This is a genomic window from Halovenus marina, from assembly GCF_051414115.1.
Classification (GTDB): Archaea; Halobacteriota; Halobacteria; order Halobacteriales; family Haloarculaceae; genus Halovenus; species Halovenus marina.
The window spans coordinates 1,192,412-1,219,165 of the sequence record NZ_JBLKNZ010000001.1 but is presented as its reverse complement, the minus strand read 5'-3'; the positions used below and the strand labels follow the sequence as shown (position 1 = coordinate 1,219,165).

Genomic DNA, 26,754 nt, shown 5'->3' with positions numbered 1-26,754 from the left:
ATACATATTGGTTGGATCACTCCCGTCTCAGAGCAGATAGACCAACGTATAGCTGCCCAGCGCGACGAGAATCCCGACCAGTCCCGTCATCGCCACACGAAGTGCCGCCTCGCGGCCGCCAGCGCGTCTGTATCGCTGACGCAACGAACGCGGCTTTCGCCAGGTGGAACTGCTGATCCCGCAGACGGTTCCGACAGCCAGTATCGAGAACACGAACGGATAGGACCGTTCGATAGTCGGCGGGACGATGAGCGTTGCCACCACACCGTAGAAGACCCCCAGCGCCGCGCGTCGGCCGACCAACGTGCGTACGGGATAGTCTAGGCGCCACGCGACGGCGACAGTCGCCAGCAACGCCACGCTGAGTTCGATGGCAAAGGCACCCAGCAGATTGAGCGTCGGGTCGCCGCTCAGAACGACCCGCTCGGAGATGAGCGTCACGTCGAGCGGATAGAGCAACGCTGGCGGACTGCCGGTGACCATATCCCCCCAGGGGTGAGAGACGAGACCCAGAACCGCGACAGCAGCGATGTCGCGCGGTGAGAGACGAAGGACTGTCGTGCTGACCTCCGCCAGCGCAATTCCACCGAGAACGAATACGGCCATCACGAACGCCCCAGCAGAACCACTGACGGACAGAGACACTGCAACGAGGGCACCGAGGGTTATCGTCGCGGCGACCCCTGCTAGCAACCGTCGGTGAGAGCTGGTGGAGCCGTGCGTGACAGACATCTCCGGTCGGGCCAGCGCCCAGAGGGCGAACGCAGCGGTTGCGACAAGCGCGACGACCAACGAGTGTGTCATCGAGCGGTGGACCGTGTTGGCCGTCTCCCAGAACTCGCTCGGTCGAACGTCCATCCCGGCGACCACGTCGGTCGGATCCACTGCAACGACGGTATAGAGGACATCGACGTCGGGAAGCGCCGCGAACGCTCCCGCAGCGAGTGCGAGCGCGAACGCACGCTCAGTCGGCCAGTCTCGCCACTCCGCGACGAGCAACAGCAGGGCGAACGCCAGGAGTGCGTGGCCGACGAACACGGTCTCAACGTTTGCCGCGCGTTCGCATAAACTGTTCGTCCCCCGGTTGAGCAACACCGCCCCCGTTACTCGTCACCCGTTATCAGTCGAGTAACGCTCCCCAATTATCGGTCGGGCAACTCCGCGACCGTCTCGACGACAGTCTCTTTGAGATTCGCTTCGGGCTGTGTCGCGTCGATGCGAACGAACCGGTCCGGTTCCGCGTCGATGAGTCGTTCGTAGTTGTCCCGAACCGGTTCGAGCGCCTGGGCCGTCTCGAACTTGTTCGTCGCACCGCTTCGTGCCGCCGCAGTCTCCGGGTCGATGTCGAGATAGATCGTCTTGTCGGGCGGGCGCGTCCATGGCTGGTGAATCTCTCTGACGTAGGCCAGTGCGTCCTCGAAGCGGTCGGCGAGCGTCGCCCCCTGGTACGCGTACCGCGAGTCCGAGTATCTATCAGAGACGATGGTTTCCCCGCGGTCGAGCGCCGGTTCGATCGTTTCGCTGATGTGTGCGGCGTGGTCTGCAGTGTAGAGAAACAGCTCCGCGAGCGGGTCTGCGTCGTCGGTGTTGATCGACTGTCGAACCGCGTCGCCGTACCACGAGTCGGTCGGCTCGCGGGTGAACGTGACGTCGGGAAACGCGGATTCGAGCGCCGCCCTGCAGGTCGTCTTGCCGCTGCCATCGAGCCCTTCGAGCGTGATCAGCATGCATGATCCTCGATGGCCGGGGCTGTAAACACGACGGTACCGGTCCCGCCGCGCCGTGAACGACCGCATCGTCGACCGACGCGAATCGACGCCCGGATTTATCGGGGCGGACTCCCTAGCAGACTCATGGACGTGCTCGTCACCGGCGGCACTGGCTTCATCGGACGGCATCTCTGTGACAAGCTTCAGGCAGCGGGACACGACGTGACGGCGCTCGCTCGCGACCCCGACCCGGATCATGTCCCCGAGGGAGTCTCGGTCGCGATGGGGGACGTGACGGCGCTCGACTCCATCAGAGACGCTTTCGAGGGGATGGACGCAGTCTACAATCTGGTCTCGCTCTCGCCGCTGTTCGAGCCCTCTGGGGGCAACGAGCAACACGACCGGGTGCATCGCCGCGGCACCAAACACTGTGTCGAGGCTGCCGAGGAACACGAGGTCGCCCGATTCATCCAGATGAGTGGGCTTGGCGCTGACCCCGATGGCCCGACGCACTTTCTCCGCGCGAAGGGGCGAGCTGAACAGATCGTCCGGGACTCCTCGCTGTCGTACACTATCTTCCAGCCGTCGGTGGTGTTCGGTGACGGTGCCGAGTTCCTCTCCTTTACCAAAAAGCTCACGCCGCCACTGATCGCACCACTGCCGGGCGGGGGAAAGACGCGATTTCAGCCGATCCACGTCGACGATTTGACCGCGATGCTCGTCGATGCGCTCGACCAGCGACACGCCGGAGAAACCTACGAGATCGGCGGGCCGGAGGTGCTGACGCTCGCGAAAGTCGCAAAGCTCGTCCGGAATGCAAGCGGTCAGCCAGTTCAAATCGTTCCCGTTCCGATGTCACTCGCTGGTCTCGGGCTTCGATTTGGTGACTTCATTCCCGGGTTTCCGATGGGGTCAGACCAGTATCGGTCGTTACAGGTCGACAACACGACGGCTGACAACGACATCGACGCGTTCGGATACGACACAGCGGATCTGCGAACCCTCTCGGAGTATCTAGAAGGGACAGGCTAACGCTTCAGGGCGGACCTGTCAGACCGATCCGCCGGAGCGTTAGTAACCGGACTGTAATCGGTGTATTCCGGACAAAACACTTATACCTGTGTTGGGTTAGTACACGATATACTGTATTCATGAAACTCGCGATGATCGGATTCGGACAGGCAGGCGGGAAAATCGTCGACAAGTTCCTGGAGTACGATGATCGTACCGGGAGCGGCATCGTTCGGTCGGCGATAGCGGTCAACACCGCGAAGGCGGACCTGCTGGGTCTCGAACGCGTCCCCGAGGAGAATCGAGTGTTGATCGGCCAGGCGCGGGTCAAAGGTCACGGTGTCGGGGCCGACAACGAACTCGGCGCGGAGATTGCCGAGGAAGACGTCGACGAGGTCCAGGGAGCGATCGATAACGTTCCGGTACACGAGATAGATGCATTTCTGATCGTCGCTGGACTCGGTGGCGGAACCGGTTCCGGTGGGTCGCCGGTGCTCGCGAAACATCTCAAGCGCATCTACACCGAACCCGTCTACGGGTTGGGGGTGTTGCCCGGAAGCGACGAGGGTGGCATCTACACCCTCAACGCCGCCCGATCCTTCCAGACGTTCGTCCGCGAAGTCGACAATCTGCTCGTGTTCGACAACGACGCCTGGCGGAAGACGGGCGAATCTGTCGAGGGTGGCTACGAGGAGATCAACGACGAAATCGTTCGCCGCTTCGGCGTGCTGTTTGGCGCTGGCGAAGTCCAGGCTGGCGATAACGTCGCAGAGAGCGTCGTCGACTCCTCGGAGATCATCAACACCCTCTCCGGTGGCGGCGTCTCCACGGTCGGCTACGACGCCGAAGTGGTCAAAGAGCACGACTCCGGCGGCCTGCTCTCTCGGTTCAAAGGCGAGAAGTCCGACGATATGGATACGGCGAATACGACAAACCGTATCACGTCACTCGTCCGCAAGGCCGCGCTCGGTCGGCTGACACTTCCCTGTGAAATTGAGGGCGCAGAGCGCGCACTGCTTGTGGTCTCCGGCCCGCCGGAGCATCTCAATCGGAAAGGGATCGAGCGCGGCCGGAAGTGGCTCGAGGAACAGACCGGCAGTATGGAGGTCCGTGGCGGGGATTACCCCGTTCACGAGCCAAACGTCGCGGCGTCAGTACTCCTCTCGGGCGTGCACAACGTCCCCCGGATCAAGGAACTCCAGCAGGTCGCCATCGAGGCCCAGGAGAACATCGACGAGATCCAGGAAGAGAGCGAAGAGAATTTAGAGACCTTGGTCGAAGATGAGGAAGATGAGTTGGACCCACTCTTCTAGATCGGTCGCGTTTGGGGTACTGCTCGCCATCGCGCTCGCGGTCGGGATGGCAGGAATAGCTGCAGCAGCGGACTTCGAGGCAGACGAGGAACCGGAACCGACAATCGAGGGTGAGGAAGTCTCGATGGAAGTGGTCTCCGAGAATCCGTTCAACGAGTTTACCGAGTGGACGCTCGTGGGATCGACTGAACTCGAAGAACCGGGATGGACGATCACGCTCGTCGACAACACCGGCGAAGAGACGTCCGTCGGCTACGAAGGCGAGAGTTTCGAGCACCAACTCAACGGTAGCGAGAACATCGTCGAAGTACACGTGCAGGTCAACGGGAACGCACCCTCTGCCGACGAGTTCGACTACGAGGATCTGAGCGTCGAGCAATCCACCGCGATCGAACTCACCCGCGCGCAGGGCAGCGAAACGCTCGGAACCTGGAACGTCCGAAGCATCACTGAGGAGAGTCAGAACGCCCGAGAGGCACTCGACTCCGCACAGTCTGTCATCGAAGGGTCTGGCAACACAAACGCTGAAGAACGCTTCCAGGAAGCGGTGACGTTCTACAACAGCGGCGAGTTCGAGAGCGCCATTTCGGCCGCAGAGGATGCCGAAAGCATGGTCGACACGAGCAGCGGCCCGTCGATACTACTGCTCGGCGGTGGCGGTGTCGTCGTGCTCCTCATCGTTGCCGGTGGCTTCTACGTCTACAGGCAGCGCCAGCGAAACACCAACAAGCTCCGGTAGCGGATGCGCGTTTTCGTTCCGTTCGACGCTGTCGACCCGAAAACCCGTCTCGCGCCCGTGCTCGACTCCGCTGAGCGCGACACGTTCGCGCGGGCGATGCTCCGGGACGTTCTCGATGCACTCGACAGCGCGGGCTACGAGCCAACGGTGCTGTCGACCGGACCAGTCGACTGCACCGCGCCCGTCGAAATCGACGACAGACCGTTGACCGAGGCGGTCAACAACAGACTCGCGAGTGCTGATCTTCCCGTCGCAGTGGTCATGGCTGATCTGGCGCTTGCGACACCATCGGCACTGGAGCGGTTGTTCGAACCGAGCGCTGGCGTGGTACTCGCGCCTGGCTTGCGCGGCGGAACCAACGCGCTGTGTACACACGAGGCGGGCTTCAGAGTCGACTATCACGGCGTCTCCTACCGTGATCACGAACAGGCCGCCCAGGCGGTTGGAGCGGTAGTCTCGATGGTCGACTCCTACCGGCTCGCCTGCGATATCGACGAGCCAGGTGACCTGCTCGACGTGTTGCTTCACAGCGACGGGAGCGCAAGCGAATGGCTGACTGAGGCAGGGTTTTCGGTCGTGGCTGACAGCACTGATCCCCCAGTAGGGATTTCCCGCGACACTCCCTGAGAACCCCGATTTCGGTAACCTCACGCCATCTCTGACCGGACGAGCAAGGGTTTTTATTGGAAGAGGCCGTAGACGGGAGCGCACGGGCCGACCCGTGCAACTGGGTACGTGTCTCGCGCCGCGCACCCGCGATCGTGCCAGCTCCACCGCTCTTGGCACTTCGAGTCCGGCCCGCTCTCCGGCTGGACTCCCTTTTCGTGACCTCTTTGAGGCTTCCCCCCGAACAGCGCCTGTGATCCCCGACGCAGCGGCCTACGACATTTCGCTTTCGATCGACCAGTCGGCCGTCGAAAAACTGTGCCAGGTTCGGCCAGCCGACGTCGACGCTGCCGACGAACTCTCCTTCGCGCGGAACGTGTTTATCCCCCTGACGACAGCCTGCCGGTACACCTGCACCTACTGTACGTACTTCGACCCGCCCGGCGAGGCGTCGCTACTCTCGCCCGAGGACGTTCGTGAGATTCTCCAGACTGGCGTCGAAACCGGCTGTACGGAGGCACTTTTCACCTTCGGTGACGACCCGGACGACCGATACACGGCCATCCACGACCAGCTTTCGGAGTGGGGCCACGACTCGATTCACTCGTATCTGCGGGAGGTCTGTGAACTCGCACTCGACGAGGGACTCTTGCCCCACGCCAATCCCGGCGACCAGACCCGCGAGCAGATGGAGGCCGTCGCGGACATCAACGCCAGCATGGGCGTGATGCTCGAAACTACCGCAGACGTGGGCGCACACGGCGGTCCTCGGGTCAAAACCCCCGGACAACGGCTTGCCACGATCCGGACCGCAGGCGAACTCGGCGTGCCCTTCACAACCGGCATTCTCGTCGGCATCGGCGAACAGTGGGAGGACCGGGCCGAGAGCCTGCTCGCAATCCGTGAGATGCACGAGCGCTACGGACACATTCAAGAGGTGATCGTCCAGCCTGTCGCAACGAACGAGCGCTGGCGGGGTCCGACGCCGGATGTGGAGACGCTCCGGACGACTGTCGCGATGGCGCGTGCCGCCCTGCCCGAGGAGGTGTCTCTACAGGTGCCGCCGAACCTCGCGCCCGCTCGCGAGGTACTCGACTGCGGCATCGACGACCTTGGCGGGGTATCGCCGGTGACCGACGACCACATCAACCCCGACTACGCCTGGCCCGCGCTGGAGGAACTTCGAGATATCGCTGAGACGGCTGGCGTCCCGCTTCGGGAGCGCCTGCCGGTGTACGCGCGATATCTCCCCGAGGATCTTCGCCCGCCGGACTTTGACGGAGAGCCAGCGGACGGGCAATGGCTCTCCGAACGCATCGAAGACGCACTCCGGGCGGACGACGATGCAGGGCGGCGTTACCGACGAGTGCTCGCGGGCGAGTCACTCGAAGTCGTCTGATAGTGAGTATTGCAAGTCTGTACAGCCACGTCGAAACAAGATGCAGGGGGTACACTGTGGCACCAGTGACGTGGTCACGAAAATAACCGCAATACTCACTATGAGAACTCTCCGAGTTCGCTATCTGCGGTCACGTCGCTCACGTCGCCGTGGTCGAGTGGGTCCTCGATGTCCCCCATGATCGCCTCCAGCAGGTCGGTCACAGTGACCAGGCCGACGACAGCATCGTCTTCGGTCACGAGCGCGATCTCCTGATGCTCCGTCTGGAACGTGTCGATTGCGTCGCTGACGCTCATATCAGAGGGAAGCGTCAAGGGCGGTGCTGCCAACTGAGTGAAATCGAGGTCGCCGCCAGCAATCTGCTCGCGGTGTCTGACCAGAACGGGAGTGTAGACGATGCCACGGAAATCGGTCAGGTCGCCACCGATCAGGGGGTATCGCGTGTGTGGCCGGTTTTCCATCGTCTGAAAGTTGGCCTCGGATGGGTCTTCAGTCGAGAGTGTGACAATCTCGTCGGGTGAGACCATCACCTCGCTGATCGGTTGCTCGCCGATGTTGAACGCGTTCATCACTTCTTCGCGGCGTTCCGCCGAGAGGTCCCCCTGCTCGAGGACCGAGCCGAGCCGATTCCGGAGGTCCGCCCGCGTCTCGATGACTTCCTGTTCGGTCTCGCGCCACGCACCCGTCATCTCGACGCCAAAGAGTCCGAGCGTCCCCTTGGCGACCCAGTCACCGAACCAGATGGCCGGAGCGAGCACTTTGGCGAACCAGTACAGCGGGCGAGCACCGTACCGACAGACCTGCTTCGAGCGCTCGACGCCGAGGTACGTCGGCGTCTGCTCACCGTGTGTGAGATGGACCAGATTGATGAGGAAAAAGCCGAGCAGGGAGCCAGCGCCTGCCGATGCGAGTGCCGTATTCGCAAACAGCGGCTCGAACAGCGCCGCAAGCCCGGGTTCTGCGACGATGCCGAGCGCGATGCTCGTCCCCGAAATCCAGATCTGACACGTGGTGAGATAGAATTCGAGGTCCTCGGTCATCTCCCACGCGAGTTCGAGCGACGGCGTGTCGAACTCGGATTTTGGATACTGTCGCGCGCGAGTCAGCGCGAACTCGATCGCGACGAAGAAGGCGTTTAATCCAATAAGGGCGAGTCCAGCCAGGATCCGGAGACTGATCTCGAACGATTCCATCGCCGGGCAGTATCGCCAGCAGACATAAATTGGTACTGGAATCAGAACTCGGCTGCGCGCCCGTCCGAGGATGGAGGGCACACAAGACTGTCCGAGGGTATTATCCGCTCGCGGTCGTACTCCGGGCCGTGTCCCAGTACGTTTACATCGTCGAGTGCGCCGATGAGTCGCTGTACACTGGCTACACCACGGACGTCGGTCGACGAGTGCGTGAGCACGACGCCGGAAACGGTGCCAAATACACCGCTGGCCGTCGGCCAGTCACGCTCAGATACGTCGAATATCACCCCTCGAAGGGGGCGGCGATGCGCCGCGAACACGAGATCAAATCGCTCACGCGGACCCAGAAAGAGCGACTCCTCCCAGACGAGTCGGACCGAATCGGGGTTGCCTTCTCGGAACAGTCACAGCGAGCGTAGCCACCAGCACGAGCCAACACACTCTTTTTCGGCCGATTCGAATCTGGAGGCGTTCAGAGGATCGATAGTGAGACGAAAATGTCATCGGAGTGAGTGGTAGTGGTCCGCTCGCTTCACATGGGCTGGCGGCACGTCCTGTTTGCCAACTGGCCGGTCGATCCGGCCGTCGTGCGCCCGCACATCCCCGACGCGCTGACACTCGATACGTACGACGGGAACGCGTGGCTCTCGGTCGTCCCGTTCACGAACGTCGACGTCCGGCCAGCCATACTGCCCGACGGCTTCGGCGTTCGGTTGCCAGAGCTCAATCTCCGGACGTACGTGACACACCGGGGCGACGACGGCGTCTACTTCTTCAGCCTCGACGCGCAGGGGGTACTCGGCGTACTCGGTGCACGCCTGTTCCACCATCTCCCGTATTACTACGCGCGAATCACGCTCGACGCCGACGAGGATCAGGTCCGATTCGAGAGTCGCAGACTCCACCCCGGTGACCGCCCGGCGCAGGTGACCTGCGCCTATCGACCCGTTGGGGAACAATTGGAGATACAGCCCGGGTCGCTTCCCGGCTTTCTGACCGAGCGCTATCGATTCTACACGGAGACGCAGTCGGGGACGCTCAGATACGCTCGCGTCGACCACGAACGGTGGCCGCTCTACGACGCGGAAGTCACAGTCGCAGAGAACACGCTCTTTCGGGCGAACGGGTTCGCAACGCCAGAGACCGACCCGGTACATCTCTACAGCCCTGGCGTCGACGTTGTCGCCTCTCGAAGTCTCCGTCCCGAGCGACGAGGGAGTGAGACCTGACGAACCAGTCGGGAAACACATTTACTGTCCCCAGTCGTTGTTCGGGATATGATAGACGAGACCGCCGAGGAAATAGCGGACATGCAGACACACAGCTCCTCGGTCGTCGCGGTCAAGGCCGCTCGCGCGTTGCTCGAAGTGACAGACCGGGAGTTTCCCACTGTCGACCAGTACGTGCGTGCGCTCGAACGCAACAGCAGCGCACTGCAACGAGCGAACCCGTCACACGCGTCGCTTCACAACACCCAACAGGAAATCCTCGACCGGATCGAAAGCGAGGAGTTCGAGAGCGTCGCAGCCGCACAGGAGCGAACGGAAGCGGTGATCCACGAGGTGATCGAGAGTGTCGAAACGGGCAAGCGCCGCGCCGCGAACAACGCGGCCGACCTGCTGAGCGACGGCGAGACAATCTTGACCCACGACTACTCGACATCAGTCCTCGCCTCGCTCGCCCGCGCTATCGAGGATGGCGCATCGTTTACCGTCTACGTGACCGAGGCCCGGCCGCGATTTCTCGGGCGGCGGATGGCGCGTCGGCTTGCGGATTTCGAGGAAATCGAGACACACCTCATCGTCGACAGCGCCCACGGGCACTACCTGTCCGACTGTGACCGCGTGCTGATCGGGATGGATTGTATCGTCGGCGAGAAGCTCTACAACAGGATCGGGACCTATCCGATCGCGGCGACGGCAGCCGACAGCGACGTTCCAGTCACCACCGTCGGGTCGGCGGCGAAGATAGTCGAGGGCGGCTTCTCCTTCGAGAACGACCACCGCGTCGCGAGCGAGGTCATGCGCGAACCCGCCGAGGGCTTTCAGATCGACAATCCCGCATACGACGCCACCCCGCTCCGGCTGATCGATTCAGTCGTGACTGACGAGGGGGTTCGCGACCCTGACGAACGCGAGTGAGGGGAAGACACCAGACCAGTAGCGTGGATTTTTATTTCGTGACCGCGTGGATGCATCCGTGAGCACGCTGGTCGTCTGTCTCTACAGGGGGACGGGGATGGATTTCGAGGGCCCGGTCGTCGGCCGCGAGGCCGTCGAACGGATAGTGACGAGTGTCGGCATCGACGACCCGGAGAACAGCCGTATCAACTGCATACTCGAAGGGCTTCGCGTCGCCAGAGACCTCGACGACGGGATCGTTGCGGTGGTATCGTCGGGGACCGAACCGGTGAGCGGTGACCGGGCAATCGCCAATCAGGTCGACCAGCTCGTCGCCGAATACGACCCCGACTCGGCCGTCGTTATCGTCGACAGCGCCGACGACGAACGCCTCGTTCCCATCATCGAGAGTCGCGTCCAGGTCGACGCGGTCGACCGCGTCGTCGTCCGGCAGGACCGGGACATCGAATCGACGTACTACCTGCTCAAGCAGTTTCTCGCCGACGAGGAACTCCGAAAGACAGTCCTGGTGCCGGTCGGCGTCGCGCTCCTTGCCTTCCCAGCATTACTGTTCATCCTCGATAGCACCGCGGTCGCCCTGTCTGCCATCGCGGCCGTCGTCGGCGTCTTCTTGCTGTACAAGGGGCTCAGCATCGACCACTTTCTGTCGAATCTCTCGACGGGAACGCGAAACGCGCTCTACTCCGGGCAGGTCTCGCTTGTCACGTACGTGGTCGCAGGCGGTCTCGCGCTCGTCGGGATGTTCGTCGGCGTGCTGGGCGCGTCGTCGCTGGACGCCGACGTGGTCGGTGAACTCATCGTCGCCATGGAGTTCGTCTACGAGGCGATTCCGTGGCTGACCGCCGCAGCACTCACCGCGAGCGCTGGGCGGTTGCTCGACGAGTTCATCCGCGACGACGAGATCCGCGGCGCGTACGTCAACCTGCCCTTCGTCGCTGTCGCCGTCGGACTCGCAGTCCGTGGCTTCTCGGCGTACTTCCTCCAGCGGTCGGACGTTTTGAGTTATCTGACGATCCCCGACATGGAACTCGGCCCCGCGACCATCGAGTCGATCACCATCGCCCCGGGGACACATCTCGCCGTGTTCGTCCTCGCGAGCATCGTCCTCAGCCTCATCGGCGTCCGCGTCGCCGCCTACGTCAGCAGCGTCGACTACGACATCAGCGCTGAAGGACCGGGATCGCAGTCCTGAGCAGTCGATTCGGCTGTTCACGCCACGAGGAGCCACGCGACGGCGAACGCAAACAGTGATGCGACCAGATTTCCGAGCGCGTTAGCGAGGGCCCGTGTCCGGTCGCCCCGTTCCCAGAGCGCGACGGTCTGGAAGCTAAACGACGAGAAGGTCGTGAACGCGCCGCAGAAGCCGACGCTGACCAGAAGGAGCAACTCGGTATCGGTCACGCCGAACAGCACAACCCCGAGGACGAAACTTCCGACGGCGTTCACCACGAGCGTGGCCCACGGAAAGGAGGTATCATCGAGCGCCAGTCCGACGACGTGCCGCGAGACAGCGCCGAACGCGCCGCCAGCGCTGACGAGGAAGAGGTCCATCACTGTGCTCTCACCCGCATTCGTCGCATCGTCAGTCATCACCCGAAGTCGGCGGGGCGAGTGCTGTCTCGGAACGCATAGCGACAATCTCGCGGCTGGCGAGGACGCCGCCAAATCCCGTCGCATAGCTTGCGACCAGATAGGTCACAGCGAGTGCTGGCGCGGTCACGGCGATATCGGCCACGAACGTACTGTAGGTGGTAAACGAAGCGAGAAACCCGGTTCCGAAGACGTATCGGAACCGCTTCGAGAGCAGGTCGTCGGCCCGCGCATCGAACAGGAGCAAGCCGAGGCCGAAGCTTCCGACGGCGTTGACAACCAGTGTTATCGCGAGCGCGCCCCCGGCCGCGACATCGAGTATGTAACGGAGGTTCGCGCCGAGCATACCCCCGAGTGCGACCAGCAGAAGGGCGTCCCCGTGTCCGACGAGTCGTCTCCGTAGCATCTGCGTCTGGTGGAGTCATTCCGGCAGACGGATAAATAAACGCACCGTTCTTCGGGACGACGAGACGAACGCAAGTCGTCCGTCTTTTATATCGATCCCCGGTAGATCCACGTCGATCAGGCGATGGTCACATGATAGAGGAAGTAGTTCACGCACACGGTCACGAGAACGTCAGCGCAGAGCACACCAGCACGTTCGAGGTTACGAGCGACGACTTTCTGACACCCGCCGGGGACTGCATCCTCGCAATCGAGGCAGACCGCACGCCCGCTGACTTCGACGACGAGTTCGTCGCCGCCTGCCAGCAGTCGGATTCGACTATCGTCGCCGCCATCGAGGTTGAGGAACACACGGAGACTATCGAGGGTCGCGGCCACCCCGACCTGACATTCGAGAACGACCGCAGTCTCGTCGGCCGAACCAGCGAGTACGTCGACGACCGGACGGTGATGGTCGACGCGGACAGTCCGGCGCTCGGCATCGACCGCGAGATGGTCGAGGCGCTCGCAGCAGGCGCTGAACTGCGACTGCGACTGTCCGTCGATCCCGCCGACAGCACGTAACCGAAAAGCCAGATCGGTCTGCGCTCCGATCAGTCGAACCGACCGATTTGGAACGGTTCAATTGGTAACGAAGTGTCACCCTCGACTGCGAGATTGGCGAGAATTTCCCCGACGACGCTCGCGAACTTGAACCCGTGCCCGGAAAATCCCGCGCCGATGACGACGTTGTCGTGCTCGGGATGCGTATCGAGCAGAAAGTCCTCGTCGGGAGTGTTGGTGAACATGCAGGTTTCGAGTCGCATCGTCGGCCCGGCGGCCTCCGGAAAGTGCTGTTCGACACACTCTCGAAGGATCCGTTCGTCCGTGCGGTCTGGTTCGCGCGCGAGTTCTGCCGGATCCCCCGTCTCGTTGCGGTGGTTGTACTTTCCAATTTTGAACCCCGGAACCTCGTAGGTCGGGAACCCATAGAGGTGTCCGTCCGGCGCGTCGGCGACGAACACCGGAAAGTTCTCGGGGGTGAACAGTTCCGGCTCAGTCGGCTGGAACCAGCCAAGGACTTGCCGCTCGGGCTGGAGGATTGGCGACAGCGACGGAAAGAGGCTCCCGGTCCAGGCACCGACAGTTGCGACCAGTCGGTCTGCTGTGTACGTCCCGCGGTCGGTTCGGACGGTCACGCCCGACTCGTCGGCCTCCCAGTCCTCGACAGTCTCGCGGGCGCGGATCGTCGCGCCGTGTCGGTGTGCGGCCTCGACGTGCGCGACGATACACTGCTCACAATGGAGAAAGCCACCGTCGCGCTGGTAGACAGCGCGATACTCCGGGGGGACGTCGTAGCCCGGAAAGCGGTCGTTGAGTTGTGCGCCGCTCAGGTCGTCGTGGGCGATGTCGTGGATCTCACAGGTGTGTTTCGACCCCGTGTAGACCGTCCCACCAGTTTCTGGCCCGATGTCGATGCTGCCGACACGGTGGAGGAGTTGCCGGGGATGGTCGTCGTCGAGTCGCTCCCACAACTCGAATGCGCGCTCGACGAGCGGGACGTACGCCGCCCCCTCGTACTGCGGTCGGCGGATGATTCTTGATACGCCGTGTGACGACCCGCGAGAGTGGGGGATGTCGTATCGTTCGAGACCGACCACGTCGTAGCCGCGGCGAGCGAGATGATACGCCGCGGCACTGCCCATACCGCCGACGCCGAGGACGAGAACATCACACGCTGTCGCTGACATACCGGAGAGAGGACGGTACGGTACAAAAATCCGCGGCCGACCCGGCCGACGAACCACGCGGGTCGGGGTCGATCTGACCGGCGAGGTCAGTGCGACTGAGGGCGACCCGAGAGTTCAGAGCGTCTCGGGGTCGGTCCGTTCAGAGCGATTCGGGATCGATCCGACGAACGTACTGGCGCGCGATGGCGTACAGGCCGACTGCGAGCAGCGCGAACCCAACCACGTGGAGGCGAGTCGTGCTGGTCGCGCTATCGACGGATAGCAACGCGACGGTCGAAGCTGGGTGTTCCGGCAGCAGCGCGGAGAGGCCGAACAGCAGAATGACGAGCATCGAGTACAGAAGCTGTGCCTTCCGGCGGCGGCGGGTTATCAGTCCGAGCAGGACGCCGACGACGGTTGTGATGGTCGCAATCGCGGTGACAAACAGGAGCAGCCACAGGATGTTGTCGATCGTGATCCCGTTGATCTGGAGCAAGAAGAGCCACAGCACCGCCTGCAACGGTGCGAGCAGTATCATTGCGATGGACTTGCCGTCGACGATATCGGTCATCGAAACCGGCGCGACCCGGAGCAGTTCGAGCGTGCCGCGCTCTATCTCCTCGGTCAGCGCGTCGACGACGACGGACCCGCTGATAAACGGTGGCAAAAACAACAGGAGCGGCAACAGGATGGTGTAGGTGAAGCCGAAGAACGGGCTCGACCCGTCCTCGTCAGGCAGCGGTCGCGGCTGGAAGTCGAGATAGTCAGCGCGATCAGTTCGCTCGGTCCGTTCGAGTTCGGTGAGAATCGAGCGGATCTGAACGATGATGACCGTCGTTCGGAGGTCCTCTGCGGGGACAGTTGCAGTGATGTCGACCCGAGATCCGTCGTCGGTTTCGATCCTGCTGCTGTCCAGCACCGCAGCGACCTCGCCGTCGTCGAAGGCGGCGAGCGCCGTGTTTGCGTCCTCGAACGCGACTGTCGAGACGCCACCGGCTTCCTCGGCAGCCGCTTCGAGGCGGTCCTGATACTCCCCGGAGATGCCGATATCGAGGCCAGTGTTGCCGCTCTCGATGGCCGAGGGGTCGTACAGCGATGTCAGTCCGACCACGAGAAACGACGAGAACGCGGCGATAAACAGTTGAATCAGGATTGCGAGGACGATGGTCTTCTCGCGGCTGAGCGCGGACAGATCCCGGAGTGCGATGGTCGTCTTCACGTTCGAGAGCAAGTCAAGCAACGGAACTCACCACCGTCCAGTTGTAGAGGAAGTGAACGACCATCGCGACGGCCACCGCGATTGCGTACTGCCGTTTCCCGCGGCTCGCGCCGACCGCCGAGATGGCGGCCGTGACCGTATGGAGCACGAGCGGCGCGAGCAGAAAGACCAGCAGGAGCGGACCGCCAGCCGCGACACCGCCCTGAAGTCCGGCCTCGCCGACCGCGAGATTCTGCAGGCCGACGAGCTGTGCGAGCAAGGCGAGTTTCTCCCCGAGGAAGAAGCCGAGGCCGCTACAGACCCCGAGCGCGAGCGCAACTGTGCTCGTCCGAGAGAAGCGGCGATGCTCGAAGGCGGCGTAGATGTGCAGGCTCTTTGCGATCTCCTCGACGATAGCCACGACGACGAGGACGAGCACGATGGATATCTCCCCCAACGCGAACAGCAACGCAATCGCGACGAGTTGACTGACGAAGATGAAGGGGATGAGCACGATTGTAACGACGCTGACCGAGAGGTACCGTTCGAGCGTGGGAACGTCGAACGGAACGGTCCGCTGGAGACGGCCCGGGAGTACGCCCGTGTGACCGGACCCGGGAATCAGGCCGACGAGCGAATCCAGCACTTTCCCGCTCACCGCGCGCTGGTCGAACATGTCCTCTTCGCGGTACAGCCCGGTCCCGAGACCGAAAAAGACCATCGCGGTGAGCAGCGGCGGCGTCGTCGAGAAGACGAACTCGCTGACTGCGATCGATTCGCCCTGAAGGTCCCTGACGACGAGCGTCAGCGGTGAGATCAGCGCGATGGCGTTCACGTCGCTGAAAATCGCCGGAACGAAAGCGTACGCTGTCAGCCCGACTGTGATCGTCACCGTGAGGAAGGTGAGTTCCTTGAACGACCGGGCGAACATCGCACCCAGAAAGGTGGCCCCGAGAAAGAGCGCGACGAGCGGAATCACGGCGAGTATCGAGATGAACCCGCCGATCGTTCCACGAGTTAGATAGACGAGACCGACTGCAATTGCCCCCTCGACGGCCATCGCGCCGAGGAAGTAGGGCAGCGTCTTGCCACCGATGATGTCGAACCGGGAGACGGGCGAGACGAGCAACAGTTCGCCGCGGCGGTTGATCCGCTCTGAGAGCATCGTGCTCCCGTAGGCCTGAATGACGAAGTTCAGCGGGATGATAAAGAGGAAGGCGAGCACGAGCGACTGAAACGGGAATGGCGGGCTGATATCCGACGGCGACCCGGCGATGCTCTCGTCGCCACCGAACGGCGAGAGGCCGCCGACGCCCGGATTAGTCGTTGCGCCATCAGATCCGGACCCGTCTGACCCAGTTCCGTCCGAGCCAGTCCCGTCTGATCCGGTCCCATCACCGCTGCCGCCATCTGACCCCGTTCCGTCAGTGCCCGTTCCGTCATCGTCGTCCTCGTCTCCGTCGTCGACACGCAACTGGTCGCCCAGCCCTGCCTGCTGGCGAAAGTCGACGACGACGGAGACGGGAAACGCCGCGGTTCGATTCGCCTCCTCGTTCAGTTGGCGGTTGTTGTACCGCTGGACGCTGTCCCGGAACGCGTCGTAGGCGGCCTCGGCTTTGGCCGTCTGTCCGTATCTGACGGTTTCGCCGTCGATCAACAGTTCGACGTCGTCCTCGCGAAGCGCGCCACGACCTGCGTCAGGGACGACTCCGAACGCCTCGTCGGCTTCGACGACGTCGTGATAGGGGCTGTCCTCGTCGCTTGCGACACGATAGAGGCCGTCTTCGAGGCCGACGCCGCCGCCCGATGCGGCGAGCGGCGCGACGAGTCCGAGCAAGACGATAGCCACGAGCGCGATGAGAATCGTCCGCCTGTCGATGCCGCCAGCGTTTTTCGTCACCTCCCACCGGGCGATCCGAAGCAGTTTCCGTCCCCGCACGCTCAGCCCTCCCGGCGACCGGACTCGGCAACGTTCAAAAAGACCTCTTCGAGACTCGACTCCTCAGTTCGGATGTCGACGACCTTCCCGCCTTCGGCTTCGGCCCGCTCGCGGGTCGCGTCGACGGCGTCCATGCTCTCGACAGTGTGGCGATAGCGGCCGTTCTCCCTGACTGCGCCGTCGAACTGGACGGTCGTGTAGACGTGATAGGTGGTCTCGCCGTGTTCGGCCTGGAGCTGTTCCAGATCACCGCGTGCGACGATTTCGCCCTCGTTCATGATCGCCACCCGGTCACAGATCTCCTCGACGTGAAAGAGGTTGTGTGCGCTGAAGACGATGGTCTTGCCCTCTGCGGCAAGTTGCGCGGTGAACTCGATAATGTAGTTGGTCGTCAGCGGGTCGAGTCCGCTCGCAGGCTCGTCGTAGATCAACACGTCCGGGTCGTTGATGAGCGACCGGGCGATGGCGACTTTCCGTTTCATCCCTTTCGACATGTCTCCGAGTTGGCGCTGCCGATGCTGCAAGTCGAGTTCGTCGAGCGTCTCTTCCATCCGCGTCTGTGCGCTCTCGGGCGGTACGTTGTACAGGTCGGCGAAAAACTGCAGGTAGGTGATCGGCGTCATCTCCTCGTACAGCGGGGACTCCTCGGGGAGAAATCCGAGCCGTTTGCGCATTTCCGTCTCGCTCGTGTCGTAGCCAGCGACGGTCGCCTCGCCGCCGGTCGGGTCGAGTAGCCCCGCGAGCATCTTCAGCGTCGTCGTCTTGCCAGCACCGTTTGGCCCGATAATGCCGAACACCTCCCCTTCGGCCACCTCGAAGCTACTCCCCTCGACAGCGGCGAAATCGCCGTACTCCTTTCGCAACTCGCGGGCCTCGATCATCGACCGACTGTTGTGAACCCGCTCCCCTTAAGCTTCGCCTCCGGTTCACAAATTTTGAAACGAGACCGCGACAGCCACAAAAAGCGCTAGTCTTCGCTGACGTCGACGCTCGTCTCCTCTTCGGCGGCGACTTCTTCGGGTCGGGCTTCGAGGGTCAGCTTCTGGACCTCGACGCGGCGGAGCGGATAGATGGTCTTTGCGTCGTTGTAGACCGCCGAGGAGAGTCGTCCCTCGACGACGCTGTCGACGACTTCCTCGAAGGTGCGCTCCTGTGCGGACTCGCGGACGATGTCGATCATCGTCCGTCGGATCGCCTTCTCCTGGCTCTCGTCGGCCGATTTCGTCGTCAGCGCGACGGGCTGGATCTGGATCCGGTAGTCGTCTGCAGTCAGCACCGTGATGTACGCCTCGATCTTCGAGGAGCCACGGCGGACGAGACTGCGCAGGTAGTCCCGCGTGAGTTCGTGCTTGATGAACTCGGTGTACGCGGTGTCGCTTGCGACCTCCGTGATCTTGAAGGTCAGCTTCGTGTTGTTCTCGCTGGCGTCGTTGTTGATGTCACCGAGCGTCGTTTCGAGCGTGCGGCCGAGCACCTTGTCCGGTTCGTCGGCTGGCGTCTCGCCGAGTTCCGCACGGTCGAACTGCTCGGGAGCCTGTACTGTGTACCACTGCTTTTCCTGTTTCTGTCTGGATACGGATCGTTCACTCATGTGTCGTGTGTGTTGGTGTGTTGGTTTGCGAGCTGTGCCGCGACGTCTACGTTGACGACGTAATCGTCGACTGTCGACTGGAGTCCCGACGTGGAGTCGCGTTCGATGGTCGTCACGACCTGACACCCCTCGACGGTGGTGTCCATCTCGGCCGTGTTGTCCGGCGTGACCGCACGCGCGACGCGTCTGGCGGCTGTCGGGTCGTCGTAGGTGGTAACCACCCGCGCCCGCCGTCTCGCGTTCGTCGTCTCGTCGCCTGCCGTGCCTGTCATAGTTTCTCCCTGAACGCGAGCAGAAACTCGGCGGGGTCGGTCTCGAATCGGGCGCGTCCCCGGAGTGAGGTGCCACGGCCGGTTCCGCCGACGTCCGCGCTGGCCTGTTCTACTATCTGTCCGACGTGAACCGTCGACTCCGGCAACCGACGTGCTTCCGCACAGCCCTCGCCGAGGGCGAGCACGACCGGTTCCGGCGACCGAAAGTCCGCTGCGAGTCTGGCAACCGTGCCGACGGGAACCGTCCCGTCGCATTTGACGGCAAATAGGCCGTCGTAGCGGCCGGTCGTCGCTGTCGAGAGCGCGCTGTGTGCCTCTGTCGCGTGCGTTCGCCAGGTGTCAAACGCCGATTCCGGGTCCGCGTGGCCGAGCGCGAGTGCAACGGCCTGTCCGGGCGCGTCCCGGGCGGTGGCGTCCAGCACGTCGGCGTAGCCGTCGACCGTCTCGCACGGGCCGCCGACGAGCGGACGAAGGAATCGTTCGACGGAGACGGTCGCGCGTTCTGACGCATCTGTGCCGGTGACAGCGAGCGCGGCGAGTGATGCCACGCGGCGGTGGTCGTCCTCCGAAAGTTCGTCGGGCAGGTCGAGTCCCGTGAGCGCGTCCGCAGCGTCGTCGGTCGAACCGGAAAACGGCGCGTGCAGAAACGTCGAGTGGGCGAGTCCATCGACGGGGTCTGCGGTCGGGCTTGCGATGCCGGGCCGACGCGTCAGGTCGACGTCTTCGGCAAGTCCGAGCACCGCCTCGTCACGGTCAGCGCCCGCTGCGAGCGCGCCAGCAATTGCAGCGATAGGGTCGCCGCTACCGAGTTCGACGCCGACTTCGTGGGCCGTGAGACTGGCCGGGTGCGTCTCCGTGCCGAGCGTGATGTCTGCTCCATCGACCGGTCGTCCGACTGCGAGCGTGCAATCGGCCTCCGTGTCCCGTGCTGCCGTCTCGGGGAGCGGCGTGACCGAAAGCTGGTAGGGGGTCTCCCCATCCAGCGCACTGGTCAAAAGCGTCGCCGCAGCAACCCCGTCACCGGTTGCGGCGGCGACAAGCCGAACGAACTCGGCGGCGCGAAGGCGCACAGCGACGTCACTCGCCGCGGGCGTCTCGGCTGGCGAACGACCGGTCGTGGACATCTATATCAGTTCTTCGGCCTCGTCGATACTGTAAGAGAAGTCCTCGTCGAGTCTATCGCCGCGGTGGTACGCGACGAGCCGACGGATCTTCGACTCCGTGTTCTGGAGTGCGCGCTTGTTCTGGTAGTCCGTCCCGTGTTCGTCCATGTGGTTGTTCAGCCTGACAGCCTTCGCGAGGAGGTTCCGGAGGTCCTCCGGAATCTCAGGATCCGTGTCGTTCTCCTCGAGGATTTCGGTCACCTTCTTGCCCGTCGCGAGCGAGACGTCGGGGATCGGTGTCCCGTCGACGCCCTCGTCACGGAGTTTGACTCCGATCTCGCTGGGGCTGTGTCCTGCCTCGGCCAGTTCGACGATGCGCTGTTCGATGTCGTCTTCGTCAACGTCGCTCCACTCCGGTGGGTCGTCTGCCGCTGGCTTATCCGAACCGGACGAGCCACGGCGGCGTGAGTGCATTCGTGCCATAGGTATAATTGGAACGACACAGACCGCTTCCGAGAGAGCGTGTCTCTGGCGTCTTCGACGCCGCGACGACCGCGCTCGGTCGCCGTTGACACTACCGCAATCCCAAGCCGCTCAATCGAGCGGCGAGTCAGATTTGCGGCCGTGTGTTCCCACTCGTACAAACGGTGCAGACGTGTTAATCGTTTCTATCTGCGACTCCAGACACTATCTGCGACTTTAGAGGCTGGACTCGGCCGCGCCGCGACAGCGGCAACAAAAAGTATAGGAGGAAAATGCCACAACTGAACCTATGACTGATGGTCGCTTCGAGGATGCCCTCTCCGCGCTCGCCAGCAAGATCCGAGTCGCGATCCTTCGAGCACTCGCCGACGCCGACCGGCCGCTCCGATTCACGGAGCTCAGATCGAGAACTGACATCGAGGACCCGGGACGGTTCAACTATCACCTGACTAAACTCTGTGAGCACTATCTGCAGGAGACCGCCGACGGCTACGACCTGAACTATTGTGGGAAGCGACTCGTCGTCCTCGCAGACGAGGGAGTCGATATCGCGGAATCCGGCGGAACGACGACCGAGACCTGTCCCGTCTGTGGCGAGACCAATTGCGACCGCCTGATACACGTTCATCTGGAGTCACCAGATCAACTCGTGTGAGACGGGCCAGTCTCCGGTTCGACCACGGCCGAAAGATCCAACGCGTCAAGATATCACGTGTGAGAATAGAAAAGTGCGGAGAGCAATAGATAGAGAGTGTGTGGTTTCGTATCTCTGAAGGCTGCCGAGTTGTTCTCACTACTGGTAATACGGCCGAGAGACTTATCAGCGTGCCTACGGAATAGTGTAATAATGGGCAACTCTCGGAACGGGACGCGCGACCGAGGGCAGAGTGAACTACTCGGCGTGATGTTGATCTTCGCAGTCGTCCTTGCTGGAGCAATTGCCGTCGTCTCGCTCGGTGCGGTTGCGATTGGTGACTTCGAGGACGGGCTCTCGAACGACCGTGCAGAAAAGACGATGACGCAGTTCGCCTCCGAGAGTGCGCTGGTCGCACTCGAAGGGGCTGATAGCCAGCGAATTTCGCTGCCGAAGTCGTCGCGTGAGTCCTACCGGATCGACGAAACCGCCGGGACGATGAACGTCACGTATCACCACGAGAATGGTGATACGGAGGTCGTAGAGGAGTTCACGCTCGGGCGCGTGACCTACGAGGGGAGCGACGGAACCACCGTCGCGTATCAGGGCGGTGGCGTCTGGCGGTCAGCCGACGAGGGCGGCTCAGTCATGGTGTCTCCGCCGGAGTTCCATTATCGGTCTGCAACACTTACGCTCCCGGTCATCACGATATCGGGCGATCAGCACCTCGGGAGTACCGCCGTGATCGACCGACAGAGTACAAGCGGCGTCTTCCCCGACGAGAGCAACTCCCTGTTTTCCAATCCGCTGCAAAACGGACAGGTGAACGTCACCGTCACGAGCGAGTATTACCGCGGCTGGGGGAGTTACTTCGAGGAGCGCACCGAAGGAGCAGTAGCGTACCAGCACGACGAAAACAAGGTGACCGTCGAATTGGTCGTCCCGATGACAGAGACGTTCTCGAACGTGATCGCGAGTACGGACCCGAACGGAATTACGGCAAATCCGGGTCCGAAGCCAGAGCCGTTCGCCGAGGGAGTGGCGTACCCGTCTCCGGATTCGCGGATCGAGGAGGTCGCCGAGGACTGTCGGCTGAACGGGTGCGACCCGATACCGACAGATGGCAGTCCGATTAGCGACAACGGAACGTACTGGATCGACGGCGACTACACCGGGGAGATCAACGTCGATAATCCAGGCGGGGACGTCGAACTGCTCGTCAACGGAACGTACAACTCTGAGGGGATGGACATCACGACGAGCGGTAGCAACGTCACGCTGCTCGTCCGAGGGTCACTCACACTCGGCGGAAGTGACGAAATAAACCCTGGCGGCCCACCCGAGGCGCTGCGAACGCTCGTTCACTCCGATGCCCCATCAGTTGATTTCAACGGACGGGTGAAGTACGTCGGCGTTCTCTATGCTCCGGAAAACCACTGTGATTTCAACGGTGGCCCGCACGACGAGAACTTCGAGGGTGCGATCATCTGTGAAACGATGGACATCAACGGACGTCCAAACGACTTCCAGTACCGCGAATCAGTCGAGGACATCACGCTGGAGCTCAACGAGGAAACTGTCACCTACCTGCATTTCCTCCACATCTCCCAACACGACGTGTCGATCACCTCCGGCTGAACTGCCTGAATCGAGTCGAACGAAAGGCGAACCGAGCGCACCGATGCGAACGAGGGACGGAACGGGCGCTGTCGAACGAGCGAAAGACAGAACCGAACGCTACAGGTCGAACGAGATACCGAGCAGATGATAGACGAGATAGGTGTTCTCCGGGACCTGACCAACCGAGCATTTGAGGGTATCATCAACGGGACCATCACAGGAGACGTTCGGCTCCGTCGCGAAGTACGCGGCCCACAGTCCAGCGCGTGGTGAGGTGATCGTGATGGTCATCTCGTCAAACGGTCCCTCAGAGGGGTCCTGCAGGACCGTCCGGTCTCGGGAAGAAGCCCGGATGAGAACGGTCGACCCGCTCACCGTTCGCTCGACCATCGGGAGTGTGCGAACGATCGGAAAATGGATTCGATCCTCGGTGATGAGATACGGTGGTTCTTCGAGGACGACTCCCCCGTCGCGTTGCACTCTAAACACGGCCCCCGCTTCGTAGACGAGTCGTCTGTGGGAATCGACGCGAAATTCGATCGGACGAACCGTGTAGTTTTCGTGGACGACCGGGTCCGAGTTTGATGGTGTGAGTGATACGTTGAGGTGGACCGGATCCCCGTGGGTCAACACCGCATCGCCGAGGTCGATTTCTGTCGCGCGACCCGGCACGTCTCGCTCGTAGATCGACGCCATATTGTCCGCGAGGACGTCGAACGCCCGGTCCGCGTTCTGGAAGCGCTCTGCCTCCCGTGTGTCTTCGAGCCCTGCTATCCCTGACACGACGACGAGTCCGATCGACGTAACCACGATACCGAAGATGAGGGCGTGCCCGAGCACCTCGCTGACACCACGCTCGTCGTCGGACAGGCGGCGGTCGTTACGCATCGGTGATCACCAGCCGTCCGTTTGATCCGAGACTCGGGTCGAAATACACCGATACCGGGCCGCCAGCGATGGCTGACTCAGAAATGTCGGTGCGAACTGTCGCGTTGATCGCCACAGAGACATCCGGGTTGGCGGTCTGTAACACGATCTGTGGCGGATCGGTCGATTCGAGTGTGATCGAGTACGGGATGCCGGAGACGTGTCCCTGAAAGCTCTCGTTTATCATCACCGTCGGCGCATCGGACCGGCTGGCGCGAACGAGACGGTCGGCCTGTTCGAGGTCACCTGCGATCTGGTTGCCGATCACCGTCAACTCCTGTTCGACCGCAAGTCGCTGTTGATTGTCGACGAACGAACTTCCGGCGATGATCAACAGCCCCACGAGAATGGACGTGACTGCGACGGTCAGCACGTAGCTCAACACCGTCGACGCGCCGCGGTCGGTACTCGGGCCACCAACAGTCATGGGTCCCCCGCTAACGCCTGTGATTCTCCGGGAGCAGCGCGGAGGACTGTTTCGTAGGACACTCCGTCCGTGTAATAGCCGTAGTCCGCGGAGAGGCTGTATATCGCATCCGTCTGATACGGCTCGATATCGCTTGGTCCAGCCGTCAAATTGCCACTCGGCGTCCCCCCATCGTCGATGACCATCGAGTAGTTCCCTTCGATTGCCGCGGCGTTCTCGAACTCGACGGCAAACGGGGTGGTAATGCCCGTTCCGAGCCACATCTCGGTGCCGTCGCTCAACCGGTCGAGCGCAGGGCACGGCTCACCCGCGACAGTTCCCTCGACGAGGTTGATCTCGAACGGGGCAGTACCGACATCTCGCGTACAGAGTGCCTGATCGGACGGGGTATCGACTTCGACGTCCACTTCACCGGACCCAGCGTCGGCAACGGAAACGCTCCAGATGTTGTCAGCCGAACCGTTCAACTGAAATGTGTACGCGCCAGATACGTCCGACAGCGTGCCCGGGTCTGTGACGTTGATCTCGACCGCGCGAACCCGTTCGACCCCGTCCGCGACCGTCCAGTCGAGATTCGCGTTCGTATCTGTGAAGTTGCGTGTTCCTGCGTCCTGCGCGATGCGTGTTCCATCTGTGGTGTCGTTGAACTGGATATCGACGACCCCACCGCTGCTGGCCTGAACGAGGCCCTCGTCCCGGGCGAGTGCAGCCAGTGCCGTCTGGGCTGCTGTCGCTGGGTCTGCCGTGTGCTGTCGGTTGACCGTTGCGACGAGCGATTCGAGGTTCTGGACAGTCTCGTATCGGTGATCCAGCGCTCGCTCTGAGCCAGGGACATCCCCCCGCGTCGCGACGTTTTCAGTAAATATCGCTGAATTCACGATGACTGCAATCCCGACAAAGGAGATTGCGAGCACGACCGCCGCGACGAGAATGAGTTGCCCCCGCTCGGCGGCGGTGCGCTCGTTCGGTCGCTCGGTCAGATCCGCCATGCGACCACCTCCACCCGGAGCACATTGAAGTAGGACGTGCTGATGTCGCCGTTGGGCGCGTAGAAGTCCGCATCGATCACCGCGTCGCCGCGACTGAAGTTCGCCTCGACGATTCGGTCGCCATCGACCAGAACGATGGTCCGGGAGGCACTGACAGCATTATCGCTTGGCTCCCCCTGGACGACCATCTCCTGTGTGGTGACGTTGCCGGAATCGCTGTAGTGGATATTGACGTTGTACGCGATGTTTCGGTCGCCGTAGAACGATTCGAGCGTGTCCCCGAACCCGTTCGGCGGTGCCTGAGACGTGTAGTACTCCCTGTCTTCGTGTGTGCCGTGAAAGCCAACCGTCTCGTTTTCCCAGTACAGCACCGACCGCTTCAGGTCGCCGTTTTCGGCAGCGCTCGAAAGAACACCTTCCCCTATCGAATCCAGTTGATTTTCGAGATGCTGGCTCGACGTACTCGCGGAAAGCGGCGTGACGGCGGTCATCTGTAGCGCGAATCCAACCGCGGTCAACAGGATGAGCGACGCGACGACTGCCTCCAGTGTCAGTGCCTGACCCCGGTCCGTGGACTGCGCTGGCGTATCGTCCACAGGAGCAGTCACCATACGACCACCTCCAGTGTGAGACCCCGTTGGCCGAACGAGACAGCGCGCTGTGCCGTGATTGTCTCGGTTTCCGGCGCTGGGCGGCTGTCACCGATCTGGAGCGGCGTCGAACAGCTCGCGTCCGTTTCCGCCCACTCGTGGTCCGTGTCGTCCCAGCAAGGAACCTCAGTACCGTCTCCGGTCAGATTCCCCCTGAGCGTGACGTTCACGTTCTGAGTCGAATCGAGATGGAACCGCTCTTCGAGTGTCTCCCCGCCGAAGTCACAGTCCGAGGGGTTGTTTCCGGCGAAGAACGCGACTGTGCAGTATCTGTCGAGCACACGGGGCTGTTCGGCCGAGCCGAGCATGTCCGAAGTGAGCGTATCGGCAATCCGGTCTGACACCACCGGGTCCTCCCCACCGGTGGCGCTGAACGGCTCGAGTATGCCGGGAACGAACAGAAAGACGAACGCAACGACCACCAGAAAGACGATGATGCCGATCAGGAAGTCGAATGTGGTCTGCGCCCTCATATCCATGGTTCTATATTCATAGTGGACGGAGATGGTTCCGGCCTGATGCGGTCTGGTATCTTGTAGGACACACGGTACGTGTTCTTTTAGAGGTTCCGGCCGTGCTATCAACTCTCGAAATCACGATCCGTTGTGTGGTTCTCGTGTCTGACGTAGACGGTACGACAGGTTTAAACAAGCGGACGTGAAACCGACGTGTGCGGGCTCGTAGATCAGCGGTAGATCATCCCCCTGGCACGGGGAAGGCCCCGGGTTCAAATCCCGGCGAGTCCACTGTTATTTTTGCCGTCGTAATTGGGGTAGTCGAAACGAGGAGTAACAACCTCGTACCGCCCGTAATCCCCGTTTTCCCGGTTCCGGAATTCTCCCTCAAACGAGTCGATTCATCCCGTATCGGGATGGCGGCCTCGCCCTCTGCCAGCTATTCTGAGGGATTAAAAAACCTCCGAGGTGGTGCGATGACGGACTGGGATCAGTTCGTCGCGTATCACTGTCGCTTTCCTCGCTGTAATGCACCCTGCATCAACCACAGGGAGAGCGCGTGGGCTTTCTGGTTCTTCGATTCAACAATCACGTAACTAAACACCACCAGAGAATGCGGGCGTACCATTATATGTGCTCTCCGAGACAACT

Annotated in this window: 30 protein-coding genes and 1 tRNA gene; 13 read left to right on the top strand and 18 right to left on the bottom strand. The window is 62.2% G+C overall.

Going from position 1 to position 26,754, the window contains the following annotated elements; translation table 11 throughout:
- Positions 1-27: 27 nt before the first annotated feature.
- Positions 28-1,095, bottom strand: a complete 1,068-nt coding sequence (locus ACMGFL_RS06240) for a metal-dependent hydrolase (RefSeq protein ID WP_436934673.1) — start codon at positions 1,093-1,095, stop codon at positions 28-30.
- 47 nt (positions 1,096-1,142) lie between these two features.
- Complete coding sequence (tmk, locus tag ACMGFL_RS06235) at positions 1,143-1,727, bottom strand: dTMP kinase (RefSeq protein WP_436934672.1); 585 nt, start codon at positions 1,725-1,727, stop codon at positions 1,143-1,145.
- A 126-nt stretch (positions 1,728-1,853) separates the two neighbouring features.
- On the opposite strand from tmk, the gene ACMGFL_RS06230 reads away from it, so the two are divergent.
- The 5 genes from ACMGFL_RS06230 (at position 1,854) to cofG (ending at position 6,777) form a co-directional block, all read left to right on the top strand.
- Positions 1,854-2,741, top strand: coding sequence for a complex I NDUFA9 subunit family protein (locus ACMGFL_RS06230; protein WP_436934671.1), 888 nt, complete (start codon positions 1,854-1,856; stop codon positions 2,739-2,741).
- Positions 2,742-2,860: 119 nt separating this feature from the next.
- A complete protein-coding gene (locus tag ACMGFL_RS06225) occupies positions 2,861-4,033 on the top strand; it encodes a tubulin/FtsZ family protein (protein WP_436934670.1) in 1,173 nt (390 codons plus the stop codon).
- Positions 4,011-4,772, top strand: a complete 762-nt coding sequence (locus ACMGFL_RS06220) for a hypothetical protein (protein ID WP_436934669.1) — start codon at positions 4,011-4,013, stop codon at positions 4,770-4,772. Before ACMGFL_RS06225 ends, ACMGFL_RS06220 begins: the two co-directional genes overlap by 23 nt.
- Positions 4,773-4,775: 3 nt before the next feature.
- Complete coding sequence (gene cofC / locus ACMGFL_RS06215) at positions 4,776-5,399, top strand: 2-phospho-L-lactate guanylyltransferase (RefSeq protein WP_436934668.1); 624 nt, start codon at positions 4,776-4,778, stop codon at positions 5,397-5,399.
- A 232-nt stretch (positions 5,400-5,631) separates the two neighbouring features.
- On the top strand, positions 5,632-6,777 hold the full coding sequence (cofG, locus tag ACMGFL_RS06210) for a 7,8-didemethyl-8-hydroxy-5-deazariboflavin synthase subunit CofG (protein WP_436934667.1): 1,146 nt from the start codon (positions 5,632-5,634) through the stop codon (positions 6,775-6,777).
- 98 nt (positions 6,778-6,875) lie between these two features.
- Here cofG and ACMGFL_RS06205 read toward each other — a convergent pair whose 3' ends face one another.
- Entirely contained in the window at positions 6,876-7,970 is a 1,095-nt protein-coding gene (locus ACMGFL_RS06205; protein ID WP_436934666.1) for a hemolysin family protein, read from the bottom strand.
- Between the two features lie 128 nt (positions 7,971-8,098).
- Here ACMGFL_RS06205 and ACMGFL_RS06200 point away from each other — a divergent pair, with 128 nt between their 5' ends.
- The 4 genes from ACMGFL_RS06200 to ACMGFL_RS06185 all read left to right on the top strand — a co-directional run bounded on the left by ACMGFL_RS06200 (position 8,099) and on the right by ACMGFL_RS06185 (position 11,303).
- Positions 8,099-8,389, top strand: coding sequence for a GIY-YIG nuclease family protein (locus tag ACMGFL_RS06200; RefSeq protein ID WP_436934665.1), 291 nt, complete (start codon positions 8,099-8,101; stop codon positions 8,387-8,389).
- Between the two features lie 99 nt (positions 8,390-8,488).
- Positions 8,489-9,199, top strand: coding sequence for a YqjF family protein (locus tag ACMGFL_RS06195; protein WP_436934664.1), 711 nt, complete (start codon positions 8,489-8,491; stop codon positions 9,197-9,199).
- Positions 9,200-9,247: 48 nt separating this feature from the next.
- Positions 9,248-10,111: an eIF2B alpha/beta/delta subunit family protein gene (locus tag ACMGFL_RS06190; RefSeq protein ID WP_436934663.1), complete on the top strand. Its 864-nt coding sequence runs from the start codon at positions 9,248-9,250 to the stop codon at positions 10,109-10,111.
- Between the two features lie 58 nt (positions 10,112-10,169).
- On the top strand, positions 10,170-11,303 hold the full coding sequence (locus tag ACMGFL_RS06185; RefSeq protein WP_436934662.1) for a DUF373 family protein: 1,134 nt from the start codon (positions 10,170-10,172) through the stop codon (positions 11,301-11,303).
- 17 nt (positions 11,304-11,320) lie between these two features.
- On the opposite strand, the gene crcB is transcribed toward ACMGFL_RS06185, so the two are convergent.
- Both crcB and ACMGFL_RS06175 read right to left on the bottom strand, forming a co-directional pair.
- Entirely contained in the window at positions 11,321-11,701 is a 381-nt protein-coding gene (gene crcB, locus ACMGFL_RS06180; protein ID WP_436934661.1) for a fluoride efflux transporter CrcB, read from the bottom strand.
- Positions 11,694-12,107 (bottom strand): fluoride efflux transporter FluC, encoded by a 414-nt coding sequence (locus tag ACMGFL_RS06175; protein ID WP_436934660.1) that lies wholly within the window; start codon positions 12,105-12,107, stop codon positions 11,694-11,696. Before ACMGFL_RS06175 ends, crcB begins: the two co-directional genes overlap by 8 nt.
- Before the next feature lie 131 nt (positions 12,108-12,238).
- Here ACMGFL_RS06175 and ACMGFL_RS06170 point away from each other — a divergent pair, with 131 nt between their 5' ends.
- Positions 12,239-12,670 carry a DUF371 domain-containing protein gene (locus ACMGFL_RS06170; protein ID WP_436934659.1) on the top strand — a complete coding sequence of 144 codons (432 nt, stop codon included), beginning with the start codon at positions 12,239-12,241 and terminating at the stop codon, positions 12,668-12,670.
- 29 nt (positions 12,671-12,699) lie between these two features.
- On the opposite strand, the gene solA is transcribed toward ACMGFL_RS06170, so the two are convergent.
- From solA to ACMGFL_RS06130, 8 genes are all read right to left on the bottom strand, one after another.
- Complete coding sequence (solA, locus tag ACMGFL_RS06165) at positions 12,700-13,836, bottom strand: N-methyl-L-tryptophan oxidase (RefSeq protein WP_436934658.1); 1,137 nt, start codon at positions 13,834-13,836, stop codon at positions 12,700-12,702.
- A 139-nt stretch (positions 13,837-13,975) separates the two neighbouring features.
- Entirely contained in the window at positions 13,976-15,055 is a 1,080-nt protein-coding gene (locus tag ACMGFL_RS06160; protein ID WP_436934657.1) for an ABC transporter permease, read from the bottom strand.
- Complete coding sequence (locus ACMGFL_RS06155; RefSeq protein ID WP_436934656.1) at positions 15,048-16,952, bottom strand: ABC transporter permease family protein; 1,905 nt, start codon at positions 16,950-16,952, stop codon at positions 15,048-15,050. The genes ACMGFL_RS06160 and ACMGFL_RS06155 overlap by 8 nt, the downstream gene beginning before the upstream one ends.
- A 2-nt stretch (positions 16,953-16,954) precedes the next feature.
- Positions 16,955-17,833, bottom strand: a complete 879-nt coding sequence (locus tag ACMGFL_RS06150) for an ABC transporter ATP-binding protein (RefSeq protein ID WP_436934655.1) — start codon at positions 17,831-17,833, stop codon at positions 16,955-16,957.
- Between the two features lie 86 nt (positions 17,834-17,919).
- On the bottom strand, positions 17,920-18,543 hold the full coding sequence (locus ACMGFL_RS06145) for a 30S ribosomal protein S3ae (protein ID WP_436934654.1): 624 nt from the start codon (positions 18,541-18,543) through the stop codon (positions 17,920-17,922).
- Positions 18,540-18,815, bottom strand: a complete 276-nt coding sequence (locus tag ACMGFL_RS06140) for a KEOPS complex subunit Pcc1 (protein ID WP_436934653.1) — start codon at positions 18,813-18,815, stop codon at positions 18,540-18,542. Before ACMGFL_RS06140 ends, ACMGFL_RS06145 begins: the two co-directional genes overlap by 4 nt.
- Entirely contained in the window at positions 18,812-19,939 is a 1,128-nt protein-coding gene (locus ACMGFL_RS06135) for a hypothetical protein (protein ID WP_436934652.1), read from the bottom strand. Before ACMGFL_RS06135 ends, ACMGFL_RS06140 begins: the two co-directional genes overlap by 4 nt.
- Entirely contained in the window at positions 19,940-20,401 is a 462-nt protein-coding gene (locus tag ACMGFL_RS06130) for a 30S ribosomal protein S15 (RefSeq protein ID WP_436934651.1), read from the bottom strand. It lies immediately after the preceding gene.
- 289 nt (positions 20,402-20,690) lie between these two features.
- On the opposite strand from ACMGFL_RS06130, the gene ACMGFL_RS06125 reads away from it, so the two are divergent.
- Complete coding sequence (locus ACMGFL_RS06125) at positions 20,691-21,056, top strand: DUF7347 domain-containing protein (RefSeq protein ID WP_436934650.1); 366 nt, start codon at positions 20,691-20,693, stop codon at positions 21,054-21,056.
- Positions 21,057-21,248: 192 nt separating this feature from the next.
- Positions 21,249-22,673 carry a DUF7289 family protein gene (locus ACMGFL_RS06120; RefSeq protein ID WP_436934649.1) on the top strand — a complete coding sequence of 475 codons (1,425 nt, stop codon included), beginning with the start codon at positions 21,249-21,251 and terminating at the stop codon, positions 22,671-22,673.
- A 99-nt stretch (positions 22,674-22,772) separates the two neighbouring features.
- Here ACMGFL_RS06120 and ACMGFL_RS06115 read toward each other — a convergent pair whose 3' ends face one another.
- From ACMGFL_RS06115 to ACMGFL_RS06095, 5 genes are read right to left on the bottom strand one after another with little or no spacing between them, the layout of a single operon-like run.
- A complete protein-coding gene (locus tag ACMGFL_RS06115) occupies positions 22,773-23,543 on the bottom strand; it encodes a DUF7289 family protein (RefSeq protein WP_436934648.1) in 771 nt (256 codons plus the stop codon).
- The gene (locus tag ACMGFL_RS06110; protein WP_436934647.1) at positions 23,536-24,009 is read right to left on the bottom strand and encodes a DUF7266 family protein; all 474 of its coding nucleotides are present in this window, start codon (positions 24,007-24,009) and stop codon (positions 23,536-23,538) included. Before ACMGFL_RS06110 ends, ACMGFL_RS06115 begins: the two co-directional genes overlap by 8 nt.
- Positions 24,006-24,998 (bottom strand): DUF7261 family protein, encoded by a 993-nt coding sequence (locus ACMGFL_RS06105; RefSeq protein ID WP_436934646.1) that lies wholly within the window; start codon positions 24,996-24,998, stop codon positions 24,006-24,008. Before ACMGFL_RS06105 ends, ACMGFL_RS06110 begins: the two co-directional genes overlap by 4 nt.
- Positions 24,986-25,609 carry a DUF7288 family protein gene (locus ACMGFL_RS06100; protein WP_436934645.1) on the bottom strand — a complete coding sequence of 208 codons (624 nt, stop codon included), beginning with the start codon at positions 25,607-25,609 and terminating at the stop codon, positions 24,986-24,988. Before ACMGFL_RS06100 ends, ACMGFL_RS06105 begins: the two co-directional genes overlap by 13 nt.
- The gene (locus tag ACMGFL_RS06095) at positions 25,603-26,121 is read right to left on the bottom strand and encodes a DUF7287 family protein (protein WP_436934644.1); all 519 of its coding nucleotides are present in this window, start codon (positions 26,119-26,121) and stop codon (positions 25,603-25,605) included. Before ACMGFL_RS06095 ends, ACMGFL_RS06100 begins: the two co-directional genes overlap by 7 nt.
- Before the next feature lie 201 nt (positions 26,122-26,322).
- Between ACMGFL_RS06095 and ACMGFL_RS06090 the strand changes: the two genes are divergently transcribed.
- A tRNA-Ala gene (locus tag ACMGFL_RS06090) sits at positions 26,323-26,394 on the top strand.
- Positions 26,395-26,754: the final 360 nt, after the last annotated feature.